A 17961-nucleotide genomic window follows, 5' to 3' on the forward strand; every position below is an offset into this window, starting at 1 on the left:
ACCGTATTTTTCAAGCGCCTCATAAGCCACCTCCGGGTTGGCACTCGTCACACTTTGATTGCCGCGAACTTGCGTCAAAACAGACAAAAAATTATCCCGCGTCACATTAAACTGCTTCAAAATGCGTCCCCCCGGGGTTTTATCGCCTTCACTTATCAGTGCCAACAGCAGATGCTCCACTGAGACATATTCATCCTTCAGCCTTTCAGCTTCGCCCTGAGCAGATAGAAACAGTTTCTGAAAACGCTGTGTCACATAAATTTTGTCCTGTTCAACACCTGGTCCCGAAACTTTTGGCTGTTGCGTCAGTTCCTTTTCAATTTCCGATTTCAAGACATCGCTATCTACTTGCATACGCGTAAGCATACGGGGAAATAGGCCGCCATCCTGCGCGAGCAAAGCAACGAGCAGGTGTTCGCCATCCACCTCCTGATGTCCATATCGCAGTGCTATAGCTTGTGCTTGTTGCACAGCCTCCTGCGATTTCTGTGTCAATTTGTTCATATCCATTTTGTCGGTCCTTTATCAGTTATCAGTTTCCCCACCCTGTCTAAAGACAAAAGGCGAGAAACGAGAAGTCTATCTACTCTCGCGCCTCGCCTCTTAACTCCATACATCTCACTTCTTACGACACAGCGACTTCAATCTGCCGCGGTTTTACTGCTTCGGACTTGGGCAACGTCAAAGTCAAAATCCCATCCTTGTAATTCGCAGCAATTTTGTCGGCTTGTACTTCTGTACCGAGCTTGAAGGCGCGCTTAAATTTCCCGTAGGAACGTTCACGGCGGAAGAACTGCTTATCCTTCTGCTCGTCTTCGTGCTTCCGCTCGCCTTCAATTGTGAGCACATTGTCTTCGAGCGTCACCTTGATATCATCCTTGTTCAGCCCGGGCAATTCGGCGTGAACGGTAAATTCATGATCCGATTCCACTACATCCACGCGGGGATGCCAGCCCGTGCCGTGCCAGGTGTCCAGGTCGCCCCAGAACTTGCTCACCAGGTTGTCGATTTCGCGATTCAGCGCGAAAGACTCTCGGGGTTGCTGCCAGCGAATAAGTGCCATCACAATACCTCCTGTTTTGGTTGGTGATTGTTGCTTGCTTGTCTCGCCCTATTTCAGTTGCAATCCCCGTGCCATAATTTTCTATTTTTTAAAAAATTTGAATAACATATTGTAAATAAATGTTTTAAAATTTATTATTTCAATTTTTCTCAGCGTCCTGCGCGTCTCTAAACCTGATAATATGGCACAGACAGAGCACCATTTTTGGCATACCATGTCAAACTGCCAGTGCTCAATTGTCAGTCCAAAGTATTATTTAAACAAAGAAAAAGCCCCTGAACCGAGCGGCACAAGGGCAAAGGTGACGAAAAAGGCGCGACCGATCATTTACCGAACAGAGTGACCACCAGCCCGACAACCGTACAGGCCGCAATAATCAATATAACCAGCAATTGCCGAAGAGATGAAAAGCCACTATCCATCTTATTCGACAAGTCCCTAATCGTTTGTGTCAATTCGCTGCGTGTGTTATCTACTTCGCTCAAGAGACATTCCCGTCATTGACCAAACACATTGACAATCAGACCGACAACCGCGCATGCAGCAATGATCACAGCGACAAAACAAGACCATTGCCACTTTTGGGCATTGCCAAAATCTTGTCGCAATCTGTCAATAGCGTGTCTCAAATCTGAAATCGCTTGTGTCAACTCGCTACGTGTGTTATCTACTTCTGTTTCAACACGTTGTTGCCGGTGAGAAAATTGGTCAAACTGACCCTTTAATTCCGCTTGTGTCTCTTCAACGGTTGCCATTGTAGTATCCTTATCTCACGAGATGAAATCACCGATTTTAATATTATAGCGAGTTGTGGTCATCTTGTCCAGCCCTTGTTTTTTTGCACTTCACAGGAGAACGCCATGCGATCAATCATCGCCTTCACAATTATATTTCTGTGGACCTGTGATTGTTTTGCCAATGACCCGGTACAAACGCTGACCTATTGTGACAATCTTTCTGGATGGTCCAGTGGTTTACAATTATCTAAAGACGCGCCAGAGGGGCGCTTTGCCATCGCTGCTTCTCTGCCTGCAGGACGGACGGGATTTTTTACCTACAATTTTTTTAGCACAGGGCAGGACATCTCCCAGAAACACAGCTTGAGCTTCTGGTGGAAAGTAGAGGGCAATGGACTGAGGGATCTCAAAATCAAAGTTCGCAACTATCCTCTGGTCGGCGGCATGGAAGCCGTATATACAATCTGGGAAGGACAAACACCGCCTCAGGGGTGGCAACTTGCCGTTATAGAACTGGCAAAACCCCAATACGATAACTGGGGCAGAGAACCCGATTACAATCAGCGATACATCATATTCAGAACCGAAACCAGTCAAAATTCAAATGTGCGCCTGCTCATCGATCATATTGCAACCGTCGATCAGACCTTTTCATGGCAAGTTGACGCGCCAGTATATGAAAAAGGCTCCATTGACCATCTCGATTTTGATGGCAACGGAGCCGTTGGTTTTACTGATTTTCTACTCTTCGCCCAAAAATTCGGTGCAACCCAGACCGATGCGGGATATGATTCCCTCTACGACCTCGATTCTGACGGACAAATCGGTTTTGGGGATTTTCTCACTTTTACCGCTGGATTTGGATCTGACGGTACGCAGTGGTACATACCCCTCACATTTGAAAACCACACCACACAACCCCTGAGCATCACGGTGGGAACCGAAACGCAGACCTTGTTAACCCAGACCATTCAGGCGGGAATAACCAGGATTCGCGTGACAATTCCTCGGGATATTCTCGCCTCACGCGACCCCACCAGTACACATCCCATCCCAATTTGGGCGCAAGTTGCTGATTTTATTCAGACGCGGAGCAACTGGATATCTTATGTCCCCCAGATTGGTCCCGCACGCACCTGGACACAGTTTGTAGCGGCCAAAGAGAATGGTACAGAACCCATTTTGCCCGACTTTTCCTACGCGGGCTATCACTACTTTGACAAACCCATTCCCGATATCCAGGGCGACGTATTCGACGTCACAGCTTATGGCGCTATCCCCAACGATGGCTTCTCCGATCAGGCAGCCATCGTACGCACAATTGCCGCAGCCGAGCAAAACAACGGCGGCATCGTCTTCTTTCCACCCGGCGAATTTCTCGTCAATACCAACACCGACAACAACCAGTCCATCTACATCCGCAACAGCAATATCGTCCTCAGAGGAAGCGGTAGCCGGAGCGGAGGCACAATCATCCGCCAGGTGAACTACATGCCACCACTCAATCCCGAACAACTGTGGACATCGCCCTATATGTTCATTTTCCAACCTCACAACACCAGCGATAGATCCCTGACCTCCATTACGGAAAGTGCCGCCCGAGAAACCTATTATATCACAGTAGCAGACGCTTCCAGACTCTTTCCCGGTCAATGGATTACGCTCTATATGAACAGCACCGCAGCCATCTCGGAATTTCTTGCGCCCTACTCGGCAGAATCCATCTGGACGACCATGCTGACCAATGGTATCCAGGTGCGCGAAAAGCACAGTATAGCCGAAATACAGGGCAATCGCATTCGCCTCAATGAACCCCTGCACGCCGATGTCAACCACACGCATAACTGGACCGTGCGCGAATATCAGCACCTCGAGGAAATCGGCGTTGAAGACATCAGCTTTCACGGCACCTGGCTGGATGATTTTGTCCACCACAAAGACGCCATTCACGATGGCGGCTGGAGCCTGCTCCGGCTCACCCGATGCGTCAATTCCTGGATACGGCGCACATCCTTCATCAATTGCAATCGCGCCCTTCGCGTAAATTTGAGTTCTGCCGTATCTGTGTACCACGTCACACAGGCGGGAAATCTGGGCCATTCATCTATTGCCAGCGATGGCGGTTACGGCGTATGGGTCGGGTTGTCAGAAGACCTCGCAGGCCACTGGCATGGACCGGGCACGAACAGTCGCTCTGCCGGAACTGTGTACTGGCGTTATGACATGCGTCCAGATCAACGCATTGACGCCCATGGCGCCCAACCTTATGCCAGCCTGCTCGACCGCGTCAATGGCGGCATCCTGTATGGCAGCGGCGCGTCCCTCGCCAATTACCCCAATCACCTCAAGCACTATGTCCTCTGGAATTTCAAACATCGAGGCATTCTGAGATACTACGATTTTTGGCGACCGGGCAACGCTCGTGACCGATTTGTGCAGCCCATCATCGTCGGATTGCACGGCGATCCCGCCACGTTTAATGAAAACACCCTCCAGGTCATCGAATCCAATGGCAGCCCAGTTGAGCCAGAATCGCTCTTCGAAGCCCAGCTCGAATCGCGCCTCCAAACCCTTCCCCCATGGCTCAACGATCTTCGCACAGAATGGGAAACGTTTCGAAATACGCCACTTCCAAATTTCCCTGCACCGAATTTTTAAGCATTTTCTTTCCTGAAATATCCCCTCTGCCGCATCAGCAAACGATAGAGATTTGGATGCTTCTCAAACGCCTCGCGTCCGTGTAGCCAGAAATGGTTGTTGAGCACCACGATATGATCGGGCGGTAAGGGTACCGAAACCACCCCCTGCGACGCTTCCATAGAATCGGAAAGATCGCGCAGATATCGACCCTGCTCAATGGTCTCGGGATAAACAAACTGATCGATAAAACACACACACGCTTTGCCGTCTTGCTCGTAGAAAGTCGTTTTTTCAACCCTAACGGGATAATTCTTACTCGGCGGCGACTGATAGATTAGGGGCAAAGAAGCCAGTGGATGGCTGGCAAATTGCTCTAATGCCTCCCAATCATCCAGATGCAACAGCCGCGACTCTCCGCCCACCGCATCGTGCTCCGCCATCTTCATCATCAAAATCCAGTCCGTGCGCTCGCGAACATACGTACCATCGGTATGGAGCGTGAACAGACGATATGCCTGACGCAAATACGAATCGCTACTATCCGTATCCTTCACCTCAAAACAGGCGTAGTAATTCCCTGTCATATCATCGAAGTTGGGAATTCCGATCACATGTGAAACAGCCGTCCCAAAAGCAACGCGCTGATCCATCGTCTCAAACCCACCTTCAGCCGCAACGGTAAACCCTCCCGTTGCGCGGTCTCTAACGATCGCATTGATCTGCTCGAAAAAATCGCCACCAACGATATTTTGAAGACAATCGGCGGCGATCAATCTCAAATACGGCACATAAGTCAATCGCTGTTCCGAAAGATCTGTCACTTCGCGCACAAATCTCGCTGTGGCATCGGCATCAATTGTGATGTGGTGCAGCCGGTGATGGTCGGGATGTTGTTCAACTGTATAGTTCAAATCCAACCCCTTATGTACCCAGATTATACTTATTCATAAACGTCCGCATTGCCCGTGCCGGATGTCTTTGTTTGTACGCGCTAAACACATCGGGAAAATCTCCAATCACAGCATGCGCCCGTTCCAATGACTGCGCGACGACCTCGCGGGGCGGATCGCTCAGGGGATTTTTCTCATCGGCATCCACAATCAAATCGTAAACCGTCGCCTGTGGCGACCTCGTTCCCACATCCATGTGTACGCTGTAGCGATCATCCCGCACATTAAAGTTCGTTGCCCATCCCGTTGTGATATAATCCCGAGCTGGTTCACACGCCCCCGTTGCACTTGCCCATGCATCTGCCCCGTCCATCTCTTCATAGTCAACGCCCAGCATATTGAGAATCGTCGGCGTAATATCCTGATTCTGTGCCCAGATATCCGTTTGCTGTCCGCGCGGTCCATCTGGATGGCGGACAACCCAATTGATCTGCGTATTAAATGGAAACAGTGCGTTACCGCCCTTGCCAAATCGTCCCCTATCCATCAATTGTGTACCGTGATCGGATATGAACATCACCACCGTATCATCCCTCAGATTCAATCGGTCAATCGTTTCCAGCAAATGTCCAATCCAGCGATCTACAAATGTGACATAGCCCATATACAATGCTTTTGTGCGCTCAATTTCCGCATCGGTCGCATCGCCAATGGACAGGACACTGTGATGGATATAATCCTTCACCGAAGGATCTGAAAAATAAGCATCGGCATACTGCCTTGGCGGATCCCATAACTCGTGTGGACTAAAACTATCAATCCACAGGAAAAATGGCTTGTTACCCCTATTGTCCTCCACCCATTGCGATGCCTCGCGGAACACTTGAGCAGCGAGATAGTTCTCTTCGCCCTCCTGCCGATCCAGCATATTGAGCAAATACTGGACCATCACCGCATGTTTCCTGGGATCTGCATCCCCATCCCGTACATGCGCTGCCAGATCGATACGCGACAGCGGCCCTGTGCGATATCCATCTTGTTCTTGCCCACGGATAAACCGCCACGACAAAAACCCCCGCGTGAAATTCTGCGTCGGCTTAAACATGTGATAGGTATCCGCGACCAGGCCCGTAACAAAACCCGCATCGTGCAGGCGTTCCGCGAGCGTATCCTGATCTGGTGGAATAGGATGCCAGCCAGATCCTGCTGGTTGAAGCCCTTCATTTGGTGTATCGAACCGCCAGGGAAAAGAAGGAATACCCGTAAACACACACCGCCGAAATGGAATTGTCGGCAGCCCTTCTGCAAAACAGCGATCAAAAGTCAAGCCATCAGAAGCCAACTGATCCAAATGAGGGGTTCTCACATGGCTCAACTTTTTGCCCGCTCCAACAATATCTGCTCGAAACGTATCGCAGCAAATCACGACCATATTCATAAAATTCTCCTTTTGTGATTCCTGTATTGATCTGACCTATCCTATCCCATTATGATAATCTGCGAGTGCCAGCCTGTCAATATCAGCGGCATATTTCATTTTCAGGTTGACAAAAAATAAAGAATATGTGAAGTTTCTCCCCACCAAGAGTAGAGGCGCGTCCCGTCATCAGTAATCTGGCACCAGAAAGCGGATCTACAGGCCAGATGAAAGGGTCGGGATGCCGAAGCCAATGTTCCACCGCAGGGCATTTGGCTGGGGCAGCAGATAACATCTGCTGAACTGTCATGGGAAATAATCTCGTGGGGCGCTCTCTTGTAGGCTGTTCCTGCTATAATGCAGTCGGCATGCTTCTACTCTGGCAACCGACTGTTTTTTTATTTTTAGATCCGCAGAAAGGAAAATCGATGTCCAAACTCAAAGTCGGAGTTCTCGGCGCAACCGGCATGGTCGGACAGCGCTTTGTCACATTGCTCGCCGATCATCCCTGGTATGAAGTCACCGCCGTTGCCGCCAGTCCGCGCTCTGCAGGGAAAATCTATCGAGAAGCTGTGAAAGGCCGATGGACGCAATGCGATATTGCCATTCCCGCGACAGTATCCGACCTCGTCGTGCAAGATGTGCGCGAAATTGACGCAATCGCATCACAGGTCGATTTCATCTGCTGCGCGCTCGACATGGAAAAAGAAGAGATTTACAAACTCGAAGAAGCTTATGCAAAAGCCGAAACGCCGGTGATATCCAATAATTCGGCGCACCGCTGGACCCCCGACGTGCCCATTCTTATGCCAGAAATCAATCCAGAGCACGCCGAAATCATTCCGGAACAGCGCAAACGCCTGGGTGCCCAACGCGGTTTTATTGCCGTAAAGCCCAATTGCTCCATTCAGCCTTATGTGCCGGCTTTTCACGCATTGTCAGAATTTGGGCCTTCCAGCGCCTCTATATGCACTTATCAGGCCATTTCCGGTGCGGGTAAAACCTTTGAAACATGGCCAGAAATGATAGACAATATCATCCCCTATATCGGCGGGGAAGAAGACAAAAGCGAAAACGAGCCCCACAAAATCTGGGGCAAAATCGTCAAAGATGAAATTGTGCCCAGCCGCAGCCCGATCATTTCAGCCCAATGCGTTCGGGTTCCCGTCACAGATGGACACATGGCAGCCGTATCTGTATCCTTTGACAAAAAACCCACGGCAGAGGACATCCTCTCCCGCTGGCAAGACTTCGAAGGAGACCGCAGAGCTATAGGACTGCCCTCCTCGCCCAAAACATTTCTCGCGTACATCGAAGGCGATGACCGCCCGCAGACGCGCTTAGACCGCGATGCGGAAAATGGCATGGGCATTACACTCGGTCGCCTCCGCGAAGACAATCTCTTCGATTACAAATTTATCGCCCTCAGTCACAATACGGTACGCGGTGCAGCAGGCGGCGCTGTCCTGATGGCCGAGCTCTTGACCCAAGAGGGGTATATATAGAACTACGTCACCGCATTTTGTGTCTGTCCCTCCAAAAATGCGATCACATTTTCCACTGCGCCGCTATTGAGCAGATCGACACCTTCTGGCGTCATATCTGCACAATGCGGCGTAAGCACCACCTGTTCACACGCGAAGAGGGGATAATCTGGTGGTGTCGGTTCTTCCTCATACACATCGATACCTGCGCCGCCGATATGCCCACTGTTTAGCGCATCGGTCAGTGCATCCGTATCAACTACCGCACCGCGCGCGCCATTTAGCAATAGCGCACCTGCTTTCATCTTTTCCAACTCGGCTTCGCCGATCATCCCCCTGGTATCATCTGTCAACGCCACATGCAAACTGACTACGTCAGAAATCTCGAGCAGTGTATCTAACGCCACAAAACGCACGCCGAGTTTTTCCGCCCGTTCAGATGACGGATGAAATGTCCACGCAATCACCTCCATCCCAATCGCCTGAGCGAGTCGCGCCATCTCAGCACCGATATTGCCCGCGCCAATAATCCCCAGGGTCTTGCCTTGAAGCATTACATTATCCCGCCGGGGCCAGCCGCCTTTTTTCATCTCTGTGGTTAAATATGCAGCGCGTTTTGCAACGGCGAACATCAGCCCAAACATATGCTCTGCCACAACCGGTGCTGTTCTTCCAGGCTGATTGCATATCACAATCCCACGTTTTTTTGCAGCCTCCAAATCAAACATATCTGTGCCAATAGAACACGTCGTAACCATTTTCAACTTTGGCAATTGACTGAACTCTTGCTCGCCCCACGTCACAGCACCGCGTGTGTTCATAATCACATCGGCGTCCCTTACGCGTTCGACCTTTTCCTTTACTGACTCGGGTCGCGTATCGTAAAGCGTCACATCGCCATAGCTTGCCAATCGTTCGAGATGAGGTGATCCAGCAATCTGTACCGGCTCATCGCCTGGCACCACAATCTGCACATAATTCTCTACTGCCATAGTTACTCCTTTCAGAAACATTGCTTCCCAAAACATCCTTTGGTATATTCATAGCTTTCTAAGGCATATAATGCAAACCATTTCGCCCAAGGAGTGCCAATGCCTCTGGCAAAATACCAGCGCATCGGACATCACAAAACCGTCGAATCATTCAAAGCACATGTCAACGACCTCGGAATCGACCTGCCTTGCGATGACGAAATTCTCAAAGCACCAGAATCTCCGCTTGCCCAAATAAGCGATTGTCAGGGCTTTCGCATTGGCAATCGCTTTTGCATCCACCCCATGGAGGGCTGGGATGGCGGAATTGATGGCAATCCCTCGGAATATACCCTCCGGAGATGGCACAACTTTGGCCTTAGTGGTGCAAAATTAATATGGGGCGGCGAAGCCGTTGCAGTGCGCCATGAAGGACGCGCAAACCCCAATCAACTCTTTGCAGCCGAACATACCAAAGTTGGCCTGGGCAAACTCCGCGAAGAACTCCTATCGGCACACCGAGAACACATCGGCAGCACCGATGACTTGCTCATCGGCCTTCAACTGACCCACTCGGGGCGTTTTTGCAGACCCAATGATAAAATCAAACTCGAACCCCGCATTGTGTATCGCCATCCGATTCTCGACCGCAAATTTGGCATTGACTCGGACGATCCCGTGCTATCCGATAGCGAAATCAAAAGCCTGATTGACGACTATTGCAGTGCCTCACGTATGGCGTATGACCTCGGATATCAGTTTGTCGATGTCAAACACTGCCACGGTTATATCGGTCACGAATTTTTGAGTGCTTTTACCCGACCGGGACCTTATGGCGGCTCATTTGAAAACCGAACCCGATTCCTTCGCGAAATCGTCGCGGGCATTCGCAGCGCTTGTCCTGGCCTCAAAATAGGTGTGCGCCTCAGCGCATTCGACTTTGTGCCTTTTTATCCCGACCCCGAACAATCCGAAGGCAAAAAACTCGGACCCGGTATTCCCGAGGATTTTTCCGAATGCCTACCCTATAAATACGGCTTTGGCATTGATGCAAACAATCCCATCGCCGCAAATATTGCCGAAACCTGTCGTTTCCTCGAATTGCTGCGCGAACTCGATATTGTGCTTGTCAATCTCTCAGCAGGCAGTCCTTACTACAACCCCCACATTCAGCGGCCTGCTTATTTCCCTCCCTCTGATGGCTATCAACCCCCCGAAGACCCCCTCGTGGGCGTTGCCCGTCAAGTTGGCATTACCGCGCAAATCAAAAAACAATTTTCCGATTTGCTCATCGTCGGTACCGCCTATTCCTACCTCCAGGAATTTCTACCCCACGTTGCTCAGGCACTTGTGCGCGATGACAAGGTAGATTTTATCGGTCTGGGGCGTATGGTACTGTCTTATCCCGATTTGCCCGTAGATGTACTTCAAAAAGGCGAAGCGTCCAGACGCAAACTCTGTCGCACCTTTAGCGACTGCACTACAGCCCCCCGAAATGGCATGATATCGGGCTGCTTTCCACTGGATACCTACTACAAAAAATCCCCCGAAGGCACTGCCCTCAGGGAACTTAAAAAATCGATTCAATTATGAACTTTAATCATTAATCTACAAAGAGGTCTTTAACACAAAGACCTCTTCCAAATTGTGGAAATTTACGCCCGGTGTCAGAATAACCTCTCTAAACAAACCCTGTGCTTCATCCCCTACTTTGACGACCTGCCCCACGTAAAGTCCTTTTGGAAAGAGTTTGCCCAAACCGGATGATACGATCAAATCCCCAACTTTAACATCCCCTCGCATCGACACATTTTTTAAATAGAATGTGCCATCTTCAAAAGACACAATGCCATTTACGCGGCTGTGTCGCTGCACCACAGCACTGACCCGACAGTTGTGATCTATAAGCAATTGCACGATAGCAGTATAACCGTGTACTTCTACGATACGCCCTACCAGTCCATCCGCAGTCACAACAGGCATACGAACCTGTACGCCTTCATCTGTACCGGCATCAATCAATATCGTATTTGCACTTCGCGCGGGATTGCGTGCAATCACCCGTGCAGCGACATAAGATTTTTCAGCCGCCTGCTCCGACTTGAAATCCAATAAGGCATGGAGGCGTGTATTTTCAAGCTGGGCTTCTCTGAGTTTGAGCAATTCGAGAGAAAGACGCAAATTCTGATCGCGCAAAGCATCATTTTCGTGTCGCAGCGATGAAATTCCCATTGGCCAGGCAAAGATACGGTGCCCAATAGACATGAACCCAAAAACAACACGGTGTGTAAATCGCGCCTGTATTGAGGAATCGAACAACATCAATATCAACGACGTCAAAATCGCAACGCCCAGCACAACGCCCTTACGGCGAACACGCAAAAAAGCACGAATTCGTTGCATCGCTATTCCAAAACGTTTCTGTATCCCTGGATATTTTCAAGTACTTTTCCCGTACCTCGCACCACACAGGTTAATGGATCATCGGCTACCATAACGGGTAAGCCTGTCTCATTGACCAATCGCCGATCCAGCCCGCGCAACAGTGCCCCTCCCCCTGTCAAAATGATGCCATTATCGAGAATATCGGCGGCCAATTCGGGCGGTGTCTGCTCGAGAGTTCGGCGTACAGCATTAACAATCTCATTTACCGAACCGGCCAGCGCCTCTCTGATTTCTTTCGAATGGACAGTAATAACCCGGGGAATCGCCTGTACCATCTCCAGGCCTCGGCACGTATGTTGCAGTTCCTCATCGAGCCCCACAGCAGTGCCAATCGCGCACTTGATTTGTTCTGCACTGCGGTTTCCCACCAGCAGATTGTGTTTGCGTTTGAGAAATTGCACTATGACTTCTGTCAATTCATCGCCCGCTGTTTTAATCGATCTAGATGTCACAATACCAGATAGTGCAATCACAGCAATCTCTGTTGTTCCGCCGCCAATATCAACGACCATAGACCCCACCGCATCCGCTATGGGCAACCCAACGCCAATCGCAGCCGCCATGGGTTCTTTGATCAAATAAACTTCACGGGCACCCGCGCGATCAGCAGCTTCGCTTACAGCACGCATTTCGACAGGCGTAACACCAGAAGGCACACAAATCACAACGCGCGGTCTGACCAGCAGTTTGTTTGTTTTTACTTTGGAAATAAAAAAGCGCAACATTTCCTCAGTCACATCAAAATCGGCGATAACACCATCGCGAAGCGGGCGCACCACCTCTATATCTGGTTTTTCGCGCCCAAGCATTTCTTTCGCCTGAGCACCAATGGCCAGCGGCTTGCGCGTATGACGTTCAAGGGCTACAATTGAAGGTTCATTGATCACAATGCCCTGCCCTTTGACATAAATCAGTGTATTGGCAGTTCCCAGATCAATACCAATATCATTAGAAAACAAGTTCGAAAACCAAAAGGCCATAGCTGAAGTATCTCCCACCGGAACCGATAAAACGAACAACAATCCGGCAAAATTGGTTAAAAAAATTAAAAAAACGTTGAATGGCAGTGAGAAAACAACTTCTGAATTGGGGAAGAATTAACAGAAGTGGCAAAAGGAGGAGAGAAGATGCAGAATAATAACGCTTTAAAAAAATAAAGTCAAGTAACGAGAGAAGATATATTGTGGGAAAATATTCTTGACATTTCTTTCTGGCAATCTGAAATTTGTCATCCAGATCGTTTGACAAATCCCGGCATTGGAGGTCCTGTTGAAAATTCGGAAAGCCGTAATACCCGCAGCGGGGCACGGCAGTCGCATGCTGCCCGCCACCAAGGCCCTGCCCAAAGAGATGATGCCCATTGTTGACAAGCCGGCGATTCAATACATCATTGAGGAACTCGTCAACTCGGGTATTGAAGACATCCTGATCATCACGGGCCGGGGAAAACGCGCAATTGAAGATCATTTTGATCGCAATATCGAAATCGCCCATGCATTGCATGAACGCGCAGATGGGAAAATGCTCGAAACCCTCGATCGAATCGAACAACTGGCCGACATCCATTACGTGCGACAAAAAGACCAGTTAGGCACAGGACACGCCGTTCTCAAAGCCCGCAAACATATTGGCAACGAACCCTTTGCCGTTCTCTACGGCGACGACCTCGTCGTTTCAGAGCGCCCTTGCATTGGGCAAATGATAGATCACTATAACAAGTACAACAGCTCAATCCTCGCAGTCAAAGAAGTGCCACAAGAACGCATCAGCAGTTATGGCGTTATTAAAGGCACGCGCATAAACGATGTCTATCTCGTTGAGGGACTCATTGAAAAACCCGATCCGGCAAAAGCACCATCAAATCTCGCAACCCTTGGGCGCTATATCTTTGGACCCGAAATCTTTGACTTCCTCGAACAGATCGAACCAGCCGAAAATGGAGAATATCAACTCACCGACGCCATCGAATTGATGAGCCAATCCCGGGCGGTGTACGCATGTGCCATCGAAGGAGAGTGGCATACGGTGGGTGATCTTCTGTCATATCTCAAGACCTCTGTTGCCTTTTCCCTCACCCATCCAGCCATTGCCAAAGATTTTCGCAAATACCTCAGAGAACTCATCCCACTACTCGAAGAAGAAAAGAAATCATTATAGGTCGCTCAAAAGCGCGTCCATCTCGCGTACCAGTGCGGGCCAGTGTGCCACAATCCGTTTCTCTTCTGCCGCTATAGCCTTCAGGTCAGCTTCACACAGTTTGCCTTCCCTGTAACACACATCCACGTCCTCTCGGTCTAAGATCTCGACAACGCCATCTGAACTTATCCATATATCCAAAAGCAGATCCAGATAACTGACCCTGCGTTCTTCCACCCGTACATCTCGACAAATATGAAATAAATGCCCCTTCAGATCACCTGAAGGAGCACACATTCGCCATAGAACATGGGCGACGTCCGTTTGGTAAAAAGCCAACGTTTGAGAACCAGCAGGCAAGAGAGTGCCAGCGACTTTCCAGGCCTGGTTTGACACATAGGACAAGACGACCCAATCTGAGCCACGCCCGACCAAATCGCACATGTATGTTTCATCGGGTTTGTCGAGATGGCGTTTTAATTCGCAAAACAACACGATGGCGGTCCTAAACAATGAAATAGCAGATCAGAATCGTCATACTCGTGATCAGCCAGCAGATCCACTGCAATGACCAGCCGCGCTTTTCGCCCAGGCCAGAAGAAACACATTGCCCGAGATAACAACCCGTAAAAATGACAAATAATACAATGCCCCACACCATAAAAATATCCTTCTCTATATCAGCTTGACAACCTCTTCTCGTTCTGCCGAGAGCCTGATTGCATCAATCACGCGAATAGCCTTCAGGCACTCCTCCGGTTTGACCAGCAATTCTTCACCATGTACAAGTGCCGCGCCCACATTGTCGTAATACGTGCGATAGCTGCCAAACAGGGGCGACACGGGGTGTTCTACAGTTTGTCCGCGATCATTGATAACGCGCAACTGATAACGCGCAGGGTCTTCTGGAACGAGTACGCCAAAAACCCCCGACTTCATCGCCGCTTCTTGAGGATCTATGCCATATTTTCTAAAACTACCAAGCGAGCCGCGCACATGATAGCGCGGCTTGGCATACATCCACGCGGTTCCCAATTCGATAAAATAGCGCACCCCGTTTGCAAATCGCAGATGAATCAGAGATAGAGCCTCAACATCGGCCTTGTCTTTGGGATAGCGATATTGCAAATCGGCAAAAACGGTTTCTACTGTTGAACCGTAAAGCCTGAGAGCCTGATCCACCAGATGCGCTCCCCAATCGAGAACGCGGCCGCCGCCGTATTTTTTCCACGCACGCCACCCAACATGCGGGCCACCATAAGTTGTGATATTGGACTCAATAGTATAAATATCACCCAATATCCCTTCTGCAAGTATGTGTTGCAACGTCAAAAAATCGCCATCCCAGCGCCGATTCTGATACACACTTAAAAGCACCTGATTGCGCTCGGACGCTTCAATCATAGCCAGTGCTTCAGACTCATTCAAACACATAATTTTATCTGTTACGAGATGCTTGCCCGCGTCCATTGCCCGAATAGCCATCGGCGCATGCGTATCGTGCGGTGTCGCCAGCACAACCAGATCAATATTATCATCGGTCAATAGCGCGTCAAAAGAGTCATACGTCACGATCTGTGGAAAATCGGCCTCTGCGTCCTGGCGTTTTTCTAATGAACGCGAACAAACCGCGTAGAGTTCGAGATCGGGTGCCATCTGAATCAATTGTGCGTGAAAGACTTTTCCACCCAAACCATAGCCCACCAGTCCAACGCGAATCATGACATTCCCTCCACAAAAAGAAAAGCCGCCTCAAAAGAAGCGGCCTCGAAAAGAATTCGAATGCGCCATTACTTCAGCAACATCATGCGCTGAACTTGAGAAAAATCGCCCACACTCATGCGATAAATATAAATACCACTGGCGACTTGCTTGCCAAATTCATCTGTGCCATCCCAAACGACCGAGTGAAAACCCGCATCCAGTGTTTCTTGAACTAAGGTGCGAACTTCTTGTCCGAGCAGATTGTAGATCACCAGTTGGACATCACCGGCTTCCGGCAACCGATATTCAATAGTCGTGGAGGGGTTAAAAGGATTTGGTACATTTTGTTCGAGGGCATAATCCTGGGGCATGGGCTCAAGGGCACCAATTTCAATATTGGTAATCGCATCAATACCGCCAGCTAAATCGACCATTACCCCGTCGAGAATCTGAAAATCAGAGGCAAGTGGTGTGTGTGTGGTATTGAACGTAAACTCGACCAGAGTGCCATCGCCACTGACAGCTTGACCATCGACCTTCATCGCGCCAACAGCCACTTGCCCTGGCGTCTTGTTAGACGCGAGAAACAGCGCGGGTTGCCCGCTGTTCGCATCGAGCAAATTTTGATCAACCTGGCGCGCTTCGACAAATTCATACTTGGATTGATCGTACTGCAGCACAAAGCCATACCCCTTCAATTTCTGCGCGTAATTGATAGAGACCTGCAGCTTCAAAACGCCATCCTCAGCAACAATATTTTGCGTGCGTTGCAGCACCAGGCCTGCCAGACTATTCTCGCCGCCTGTAAATTCTATCCCCTGTGTCAGGGGTCCAGCAATGGCAGAGCCGACCAGTCCTAGCCCTAAACATGTCGCAATAATCAAACGTTTCATGACGCTTCCTCCTGTTGTATGAAAGTGTTTGCACTTCATCTATATAAATCTACTACTTACCAGCATGTATGTCAACCGCATTTTTTATTTAAAATATGTTACAATTGCTTTTACAAGACCAGAAATAGATACCGATGTTTCATCGAGTTCGACAACCACATCAAATCCCTGTGAAGCTGCTGTTTGGGCTGTGATGGGACCGATACACGCCGCTGGCAAGTATTCCCAGTTTTGCTGTGTCTTTTTCAATAGACTCACCAGATTTACAACCGTAGAAGAGCTCGTAAAAGCGATCAGATCAATCGCCTCTTTTTCTAACAATTGCAAAAATTTTTCGGGTAAGCATTTGGGCATAACCGTTTTGTAAACAACAACTTCACGAACTTCCCCGCCGCGTTCCAAGAGCTTATTAGCGAGCACATCCCGAGATTCTTCAGGACGAGGCAGCAAAAAACGCTGTCCCGAAAGATCTGCACCAAAAGCCGCGAGCAAGCCTTCTGACGTGCGATTCACCGCTTCGAGATCTACATTGAGACGCCACTCGCGCACCCGTGCCGATGTCGCCGCGCCAATAGTCGCAATTTTTACCTCACCCAATGCGCGTATATCGCGGCCTTGCTTAAACAGACGCTCAAAAAAGCGATCGGTTCCGTTTGTACTCGTCAGAACAAGCCAATCATAAGAATGAATATCTGCAATGGCATCATCGACATCACACCAATTATCGGGTTCCGAAAATGCAATCGTCGGCACTTCCAGCACTTGCGCCCCCAACGCCCGCAGCATCTGTACCAATTCACTCGCCTGCGTGCGCGCCCGCGTCATAGCAATCGTTTTGCCGAACAAGGGCTTAGCCTCAAACCAATCCAGATCCATCGCCGCGACCTTCCCAACGACAATGACCGCGGGATTGGTCATTTCGACCACGTCCATCTCCCCCAACGTCGTCCTCACAGTCCGTTGCAATGGCAAAGATCCCCACTGTATGGCTGCAACGGGTGTTTCAGGCGGGCGTCCCCCCGCGATGAGGCGTCGGGCAATTTCACTGCGTTTTTGCGTGCCCATCAAAATCAGGAGCGTGCCACCGACTTTTGCCAATCCCTCCCAATCAATTTCTCCTTCTCCTTCAAGCGAAGCCGTTGTTCCCGTTACAATCGTCACATGTGGGGATATACCGCGATGCGTCACGGGAATACCTGCATAAGCGGGTGCTGCTATTGCACTGGTAATACCCGGCACAATCTCAAACGGAATCTCATTGTCTCTCAGAACTTCAGCTTCCTCGCCACCGCGCCCAAAAACAATGGGATCGCCTCCCTTTAATCGGACCACCATCAACCCTTTTTGGGCAAAATCGACCATCATCTGGTTAATCTCATCTTGCTGCACGCGCTGAAAACCCGGGCGCTTTTCCACATTGATACACTCGCATTCCCGCCGCACTTCCTTCAAAAATTCGGGATTCGCCAACCCATCATACAAAATCACATCGGCTTCCCGAACAAGGCGCAGGCCCTTCACAGTTATCAGTTCCGGATCGCCCGGCCCGGCACCTATGAGATATACATATCCAGTTTGCAT

At 49.8% G+C, this 17961-nt stretch carries 17 protein-coding genes and 1 riboswitch; of the genes, 4 read left to right on the forward strand and 13 right to left on the reverse strand.

Annotated features, from left to right (window positions below; translation table 11 throughout):
* From OXH16_04215 to OXH16_04225, 3 genes are all read right to left on the reverse strand, one after another.
* Nucleotides 1-510 (reverse strand): type VI secretion system ATPase TssH (locus tag OXH16_04215; protein MCY3680576.1); only part of this gene is annotated, 510 nt, incomplete at its 3' end.
* Nucleotides 511-625: 115 nt separating this feature from the next.
* Nucleotides 626-1063 (reverse strand): Hsp20/alpha crystallin family protein, encoded by a 438-nt coding sequence (locus tag OXH16_04220; GenBank protein ID MCY3680577.1) that lies wholly within the window; start codon nt 1061-1063, stop codon nt 626-628.
* A gap of 497 nt (nt 1064-1560) precedes the next feature.
* A complete protein-coding gene (locus tag OXH16_04225; protein ID MCY3680578.1) occupies nt 1561-1818 on the reverse strand; it encodes a hypothetical protein in 258 nt (85 codons plus the stop codon).
* A 105-nt stretch (nt 1819-1923) separates the two neighbouring features.
* Here OXH16_04225 and OXH16_04230 point away from each other — a divergent pair, with 105 nt between their 5' ends.
* Nucleotides 1924-4458 carry a DUF4955 domain-containing protein gene (locus OXH16_04230; protein MCY3680579.1) on the forward strand — a complete coding sequence of 845 codons (2535 nt, stop codon included), beginning with the start codon at nt 1924-1926 and terminating at the stop codon, nt 4456-4458.
* On the opposite strand, the gene glaH is transcribed toward OXH16_04230, so the two are convergent.
* Entirely contained in the window at nt 4455-5351 is an 897-nt protein-coding gene (gene glaH, locus OXH16_04235) for a glutarate dioxygenase GlaH (protein ID MCY3680580.1), read from the reverse strand. The two genes, OXH16_04230 and glaH, sit on opposite strands and share 4 nt — an antisense overlap.
* A 10-nt stretch (nt 5352-5361) precedes the next feature.
* Nucleotides 5362-6768, reverse strand: a complete 1407-nt coding sequence (locus OXH16_04240; GenBank protein ID MCY3680581.1) for a sulfatase — start codon at nt 6766-6768, stop codon at nt 5362-5364.
* A gap of 142 nt (nt 6769-6910) precedes the next feature.
* A riboswitch (Lysine riboswitch) is annotated at nt 6911-7088 on the forward strand.
* An 87-nt stretch (nt 7089-7175) separates the two neighbouring features.
* Here OXH16_04240 and asd point away from each other — a divergent pair.
* A complete protein-coding gene (gene asd, locus OXH16_04245) occupies nt 7176-8252 on the forward strand; it encodes an aspartate-semialdehyde dehydrogenase (protein MCY3680582.1) in 1077 nt (358 codons plus the stop codon).
* A 2-nt stretch (nt 8253-8254) separates the two neighbouring features.
* Here asd and OXH16_04250 read toward each other — a convergent pair whose 3' ends face one another.
* Complete coding sequence (locus OXH16_04250) at nt 8255-9223, reverse strand: NAD(P)-binding domain-containing protein (protein ID MCY3680583.1); 969 nt, start codon at nt 9221-9223, stop codon at nt 8255-8257.
* 99 nt (nt 9224-9322) lie between these two features.
* Here OXH16_04250 and OXH16_04255 point away from each other — a divergent pair, with 99 nt between their 5' ends.
* On the forward strand, nt 9323-10795 hold the full coding sequence (locus OXH16_04255; GenBank protein ID MCY3680584.1) for an NADH:flavin oxidoreductase: 1473 nt from the start codon (nt 9323-9325) through the stop codon (nt 10793-10795).
* 15 nt (nt 10796-10810) lie between these two features.
* On the opposite strand, the gene mreC is transcribed toward OXH16_04255, so the two are convergent.
* Nucleotides 10811-11605: a rod shape-determining protein MreC gene (mreC, locus tag OXH16_04260; protein MCY3680585.1), complete on the reverse strand. Its 795-nt coding sequence runs from the start codon at nt 11603-11605 to the stop codon at nt 10811-10813.
* 2 nt (nt 11606-11607) lie between these two features.
* Complete coding sequence (locus OXH16_04265; protein MCY3680586.1) at nt 11608-12627, reverse strand: rod shape-determining protein; 1020 nt, start codon at nt 12625-12627, stop codon at nt 11608-11610.
* A 289-nt stretch (nt 12628-12916) separates the two neighbouring features.
* On the opposite strand from OXH16_04265, the gene galU reads away from it, so the two are divergent.
* Entirely contained in the window at nt 12917-13804 is an 888-nt protein-coding gene (gene galU / locus OXH16_04270) for a UTP--glucose-1-phosphate uridylyltransferase GalU (protein ID MCY3680587.1), read from the forward strand.
* Here galU and OXH16_04275 read toward each other — a convergent pair.
* The 5 genes from OXH16_04275 to cobA all read right to left on the reverse strand — a co-directional run bounded on the left by OXH16_04275 (nt 13799) and on the right by cobA (nt 17961).
* A complete protein-coding gene (locus OXH16_04275; GenBank protein ID MCY3680588.1) occupies nt 13799-14278 on the reverse strand; it encodes a DUF402 domain-containing protein in 480 nt (159 codons plus the stop codon). The genes galU and OXH16_04275 overlap by 6 nt on opposite strands.
* Before the next feature lie 10 nt (nt 14279-14288).
* Nucleotides 14289-14444, reverse strand: coding sequence for a hypothetical protein (locus tag OXH16_04280; protein MCY3680589.1), 156 nt, complete (start codon nt 14442-14444; stop codon nt 14289-14291).
* A gap of 14 nt (nt 14445-14458) precedes the next feature.
* Nucleotides 14459-15505: a Gfo/Idh/MocA family oxidoreductase gene (locus OXH16_04285; GenBank protein ID MCY3680590.1), complete on the reverse strand. Its 1047-nt coding sequence runs from the start codon at nt 15503-15505 to the stop codon at nt 14459-14461.
* A gap of 68 nt (nt 15506-15573) precedes the next feature.
* Entirely contained in the window at nt 15574-16380 is an 807-nt protein-coding gene (locus OXH16_04290) for a T9SS type A sorting domain-containing protein (protein MCY3680591.1), read from the reverse strand.
* A gap of 84 nt (nt 16381-16464) precedes the next feature.
* Nucleotides 16465-17961: a uroporphyrinogen-III C-methyltransferase gene (gene cobA / locus OXH16_04295; GenBank protein MCY3680592.1), complete on the reverse strand. Its 1497-nt coding sequence runs from the start codon at nt 17959-17961 to the stop codon at nt 16465-16467.

The organism is Gemmatimonadota bacterium, assembly GCA_026705765.1.
Classification (GTDB): Bacteria; Latescibacterota; UBA2968; order UBA2968; family UBA2968; genus VXRD01.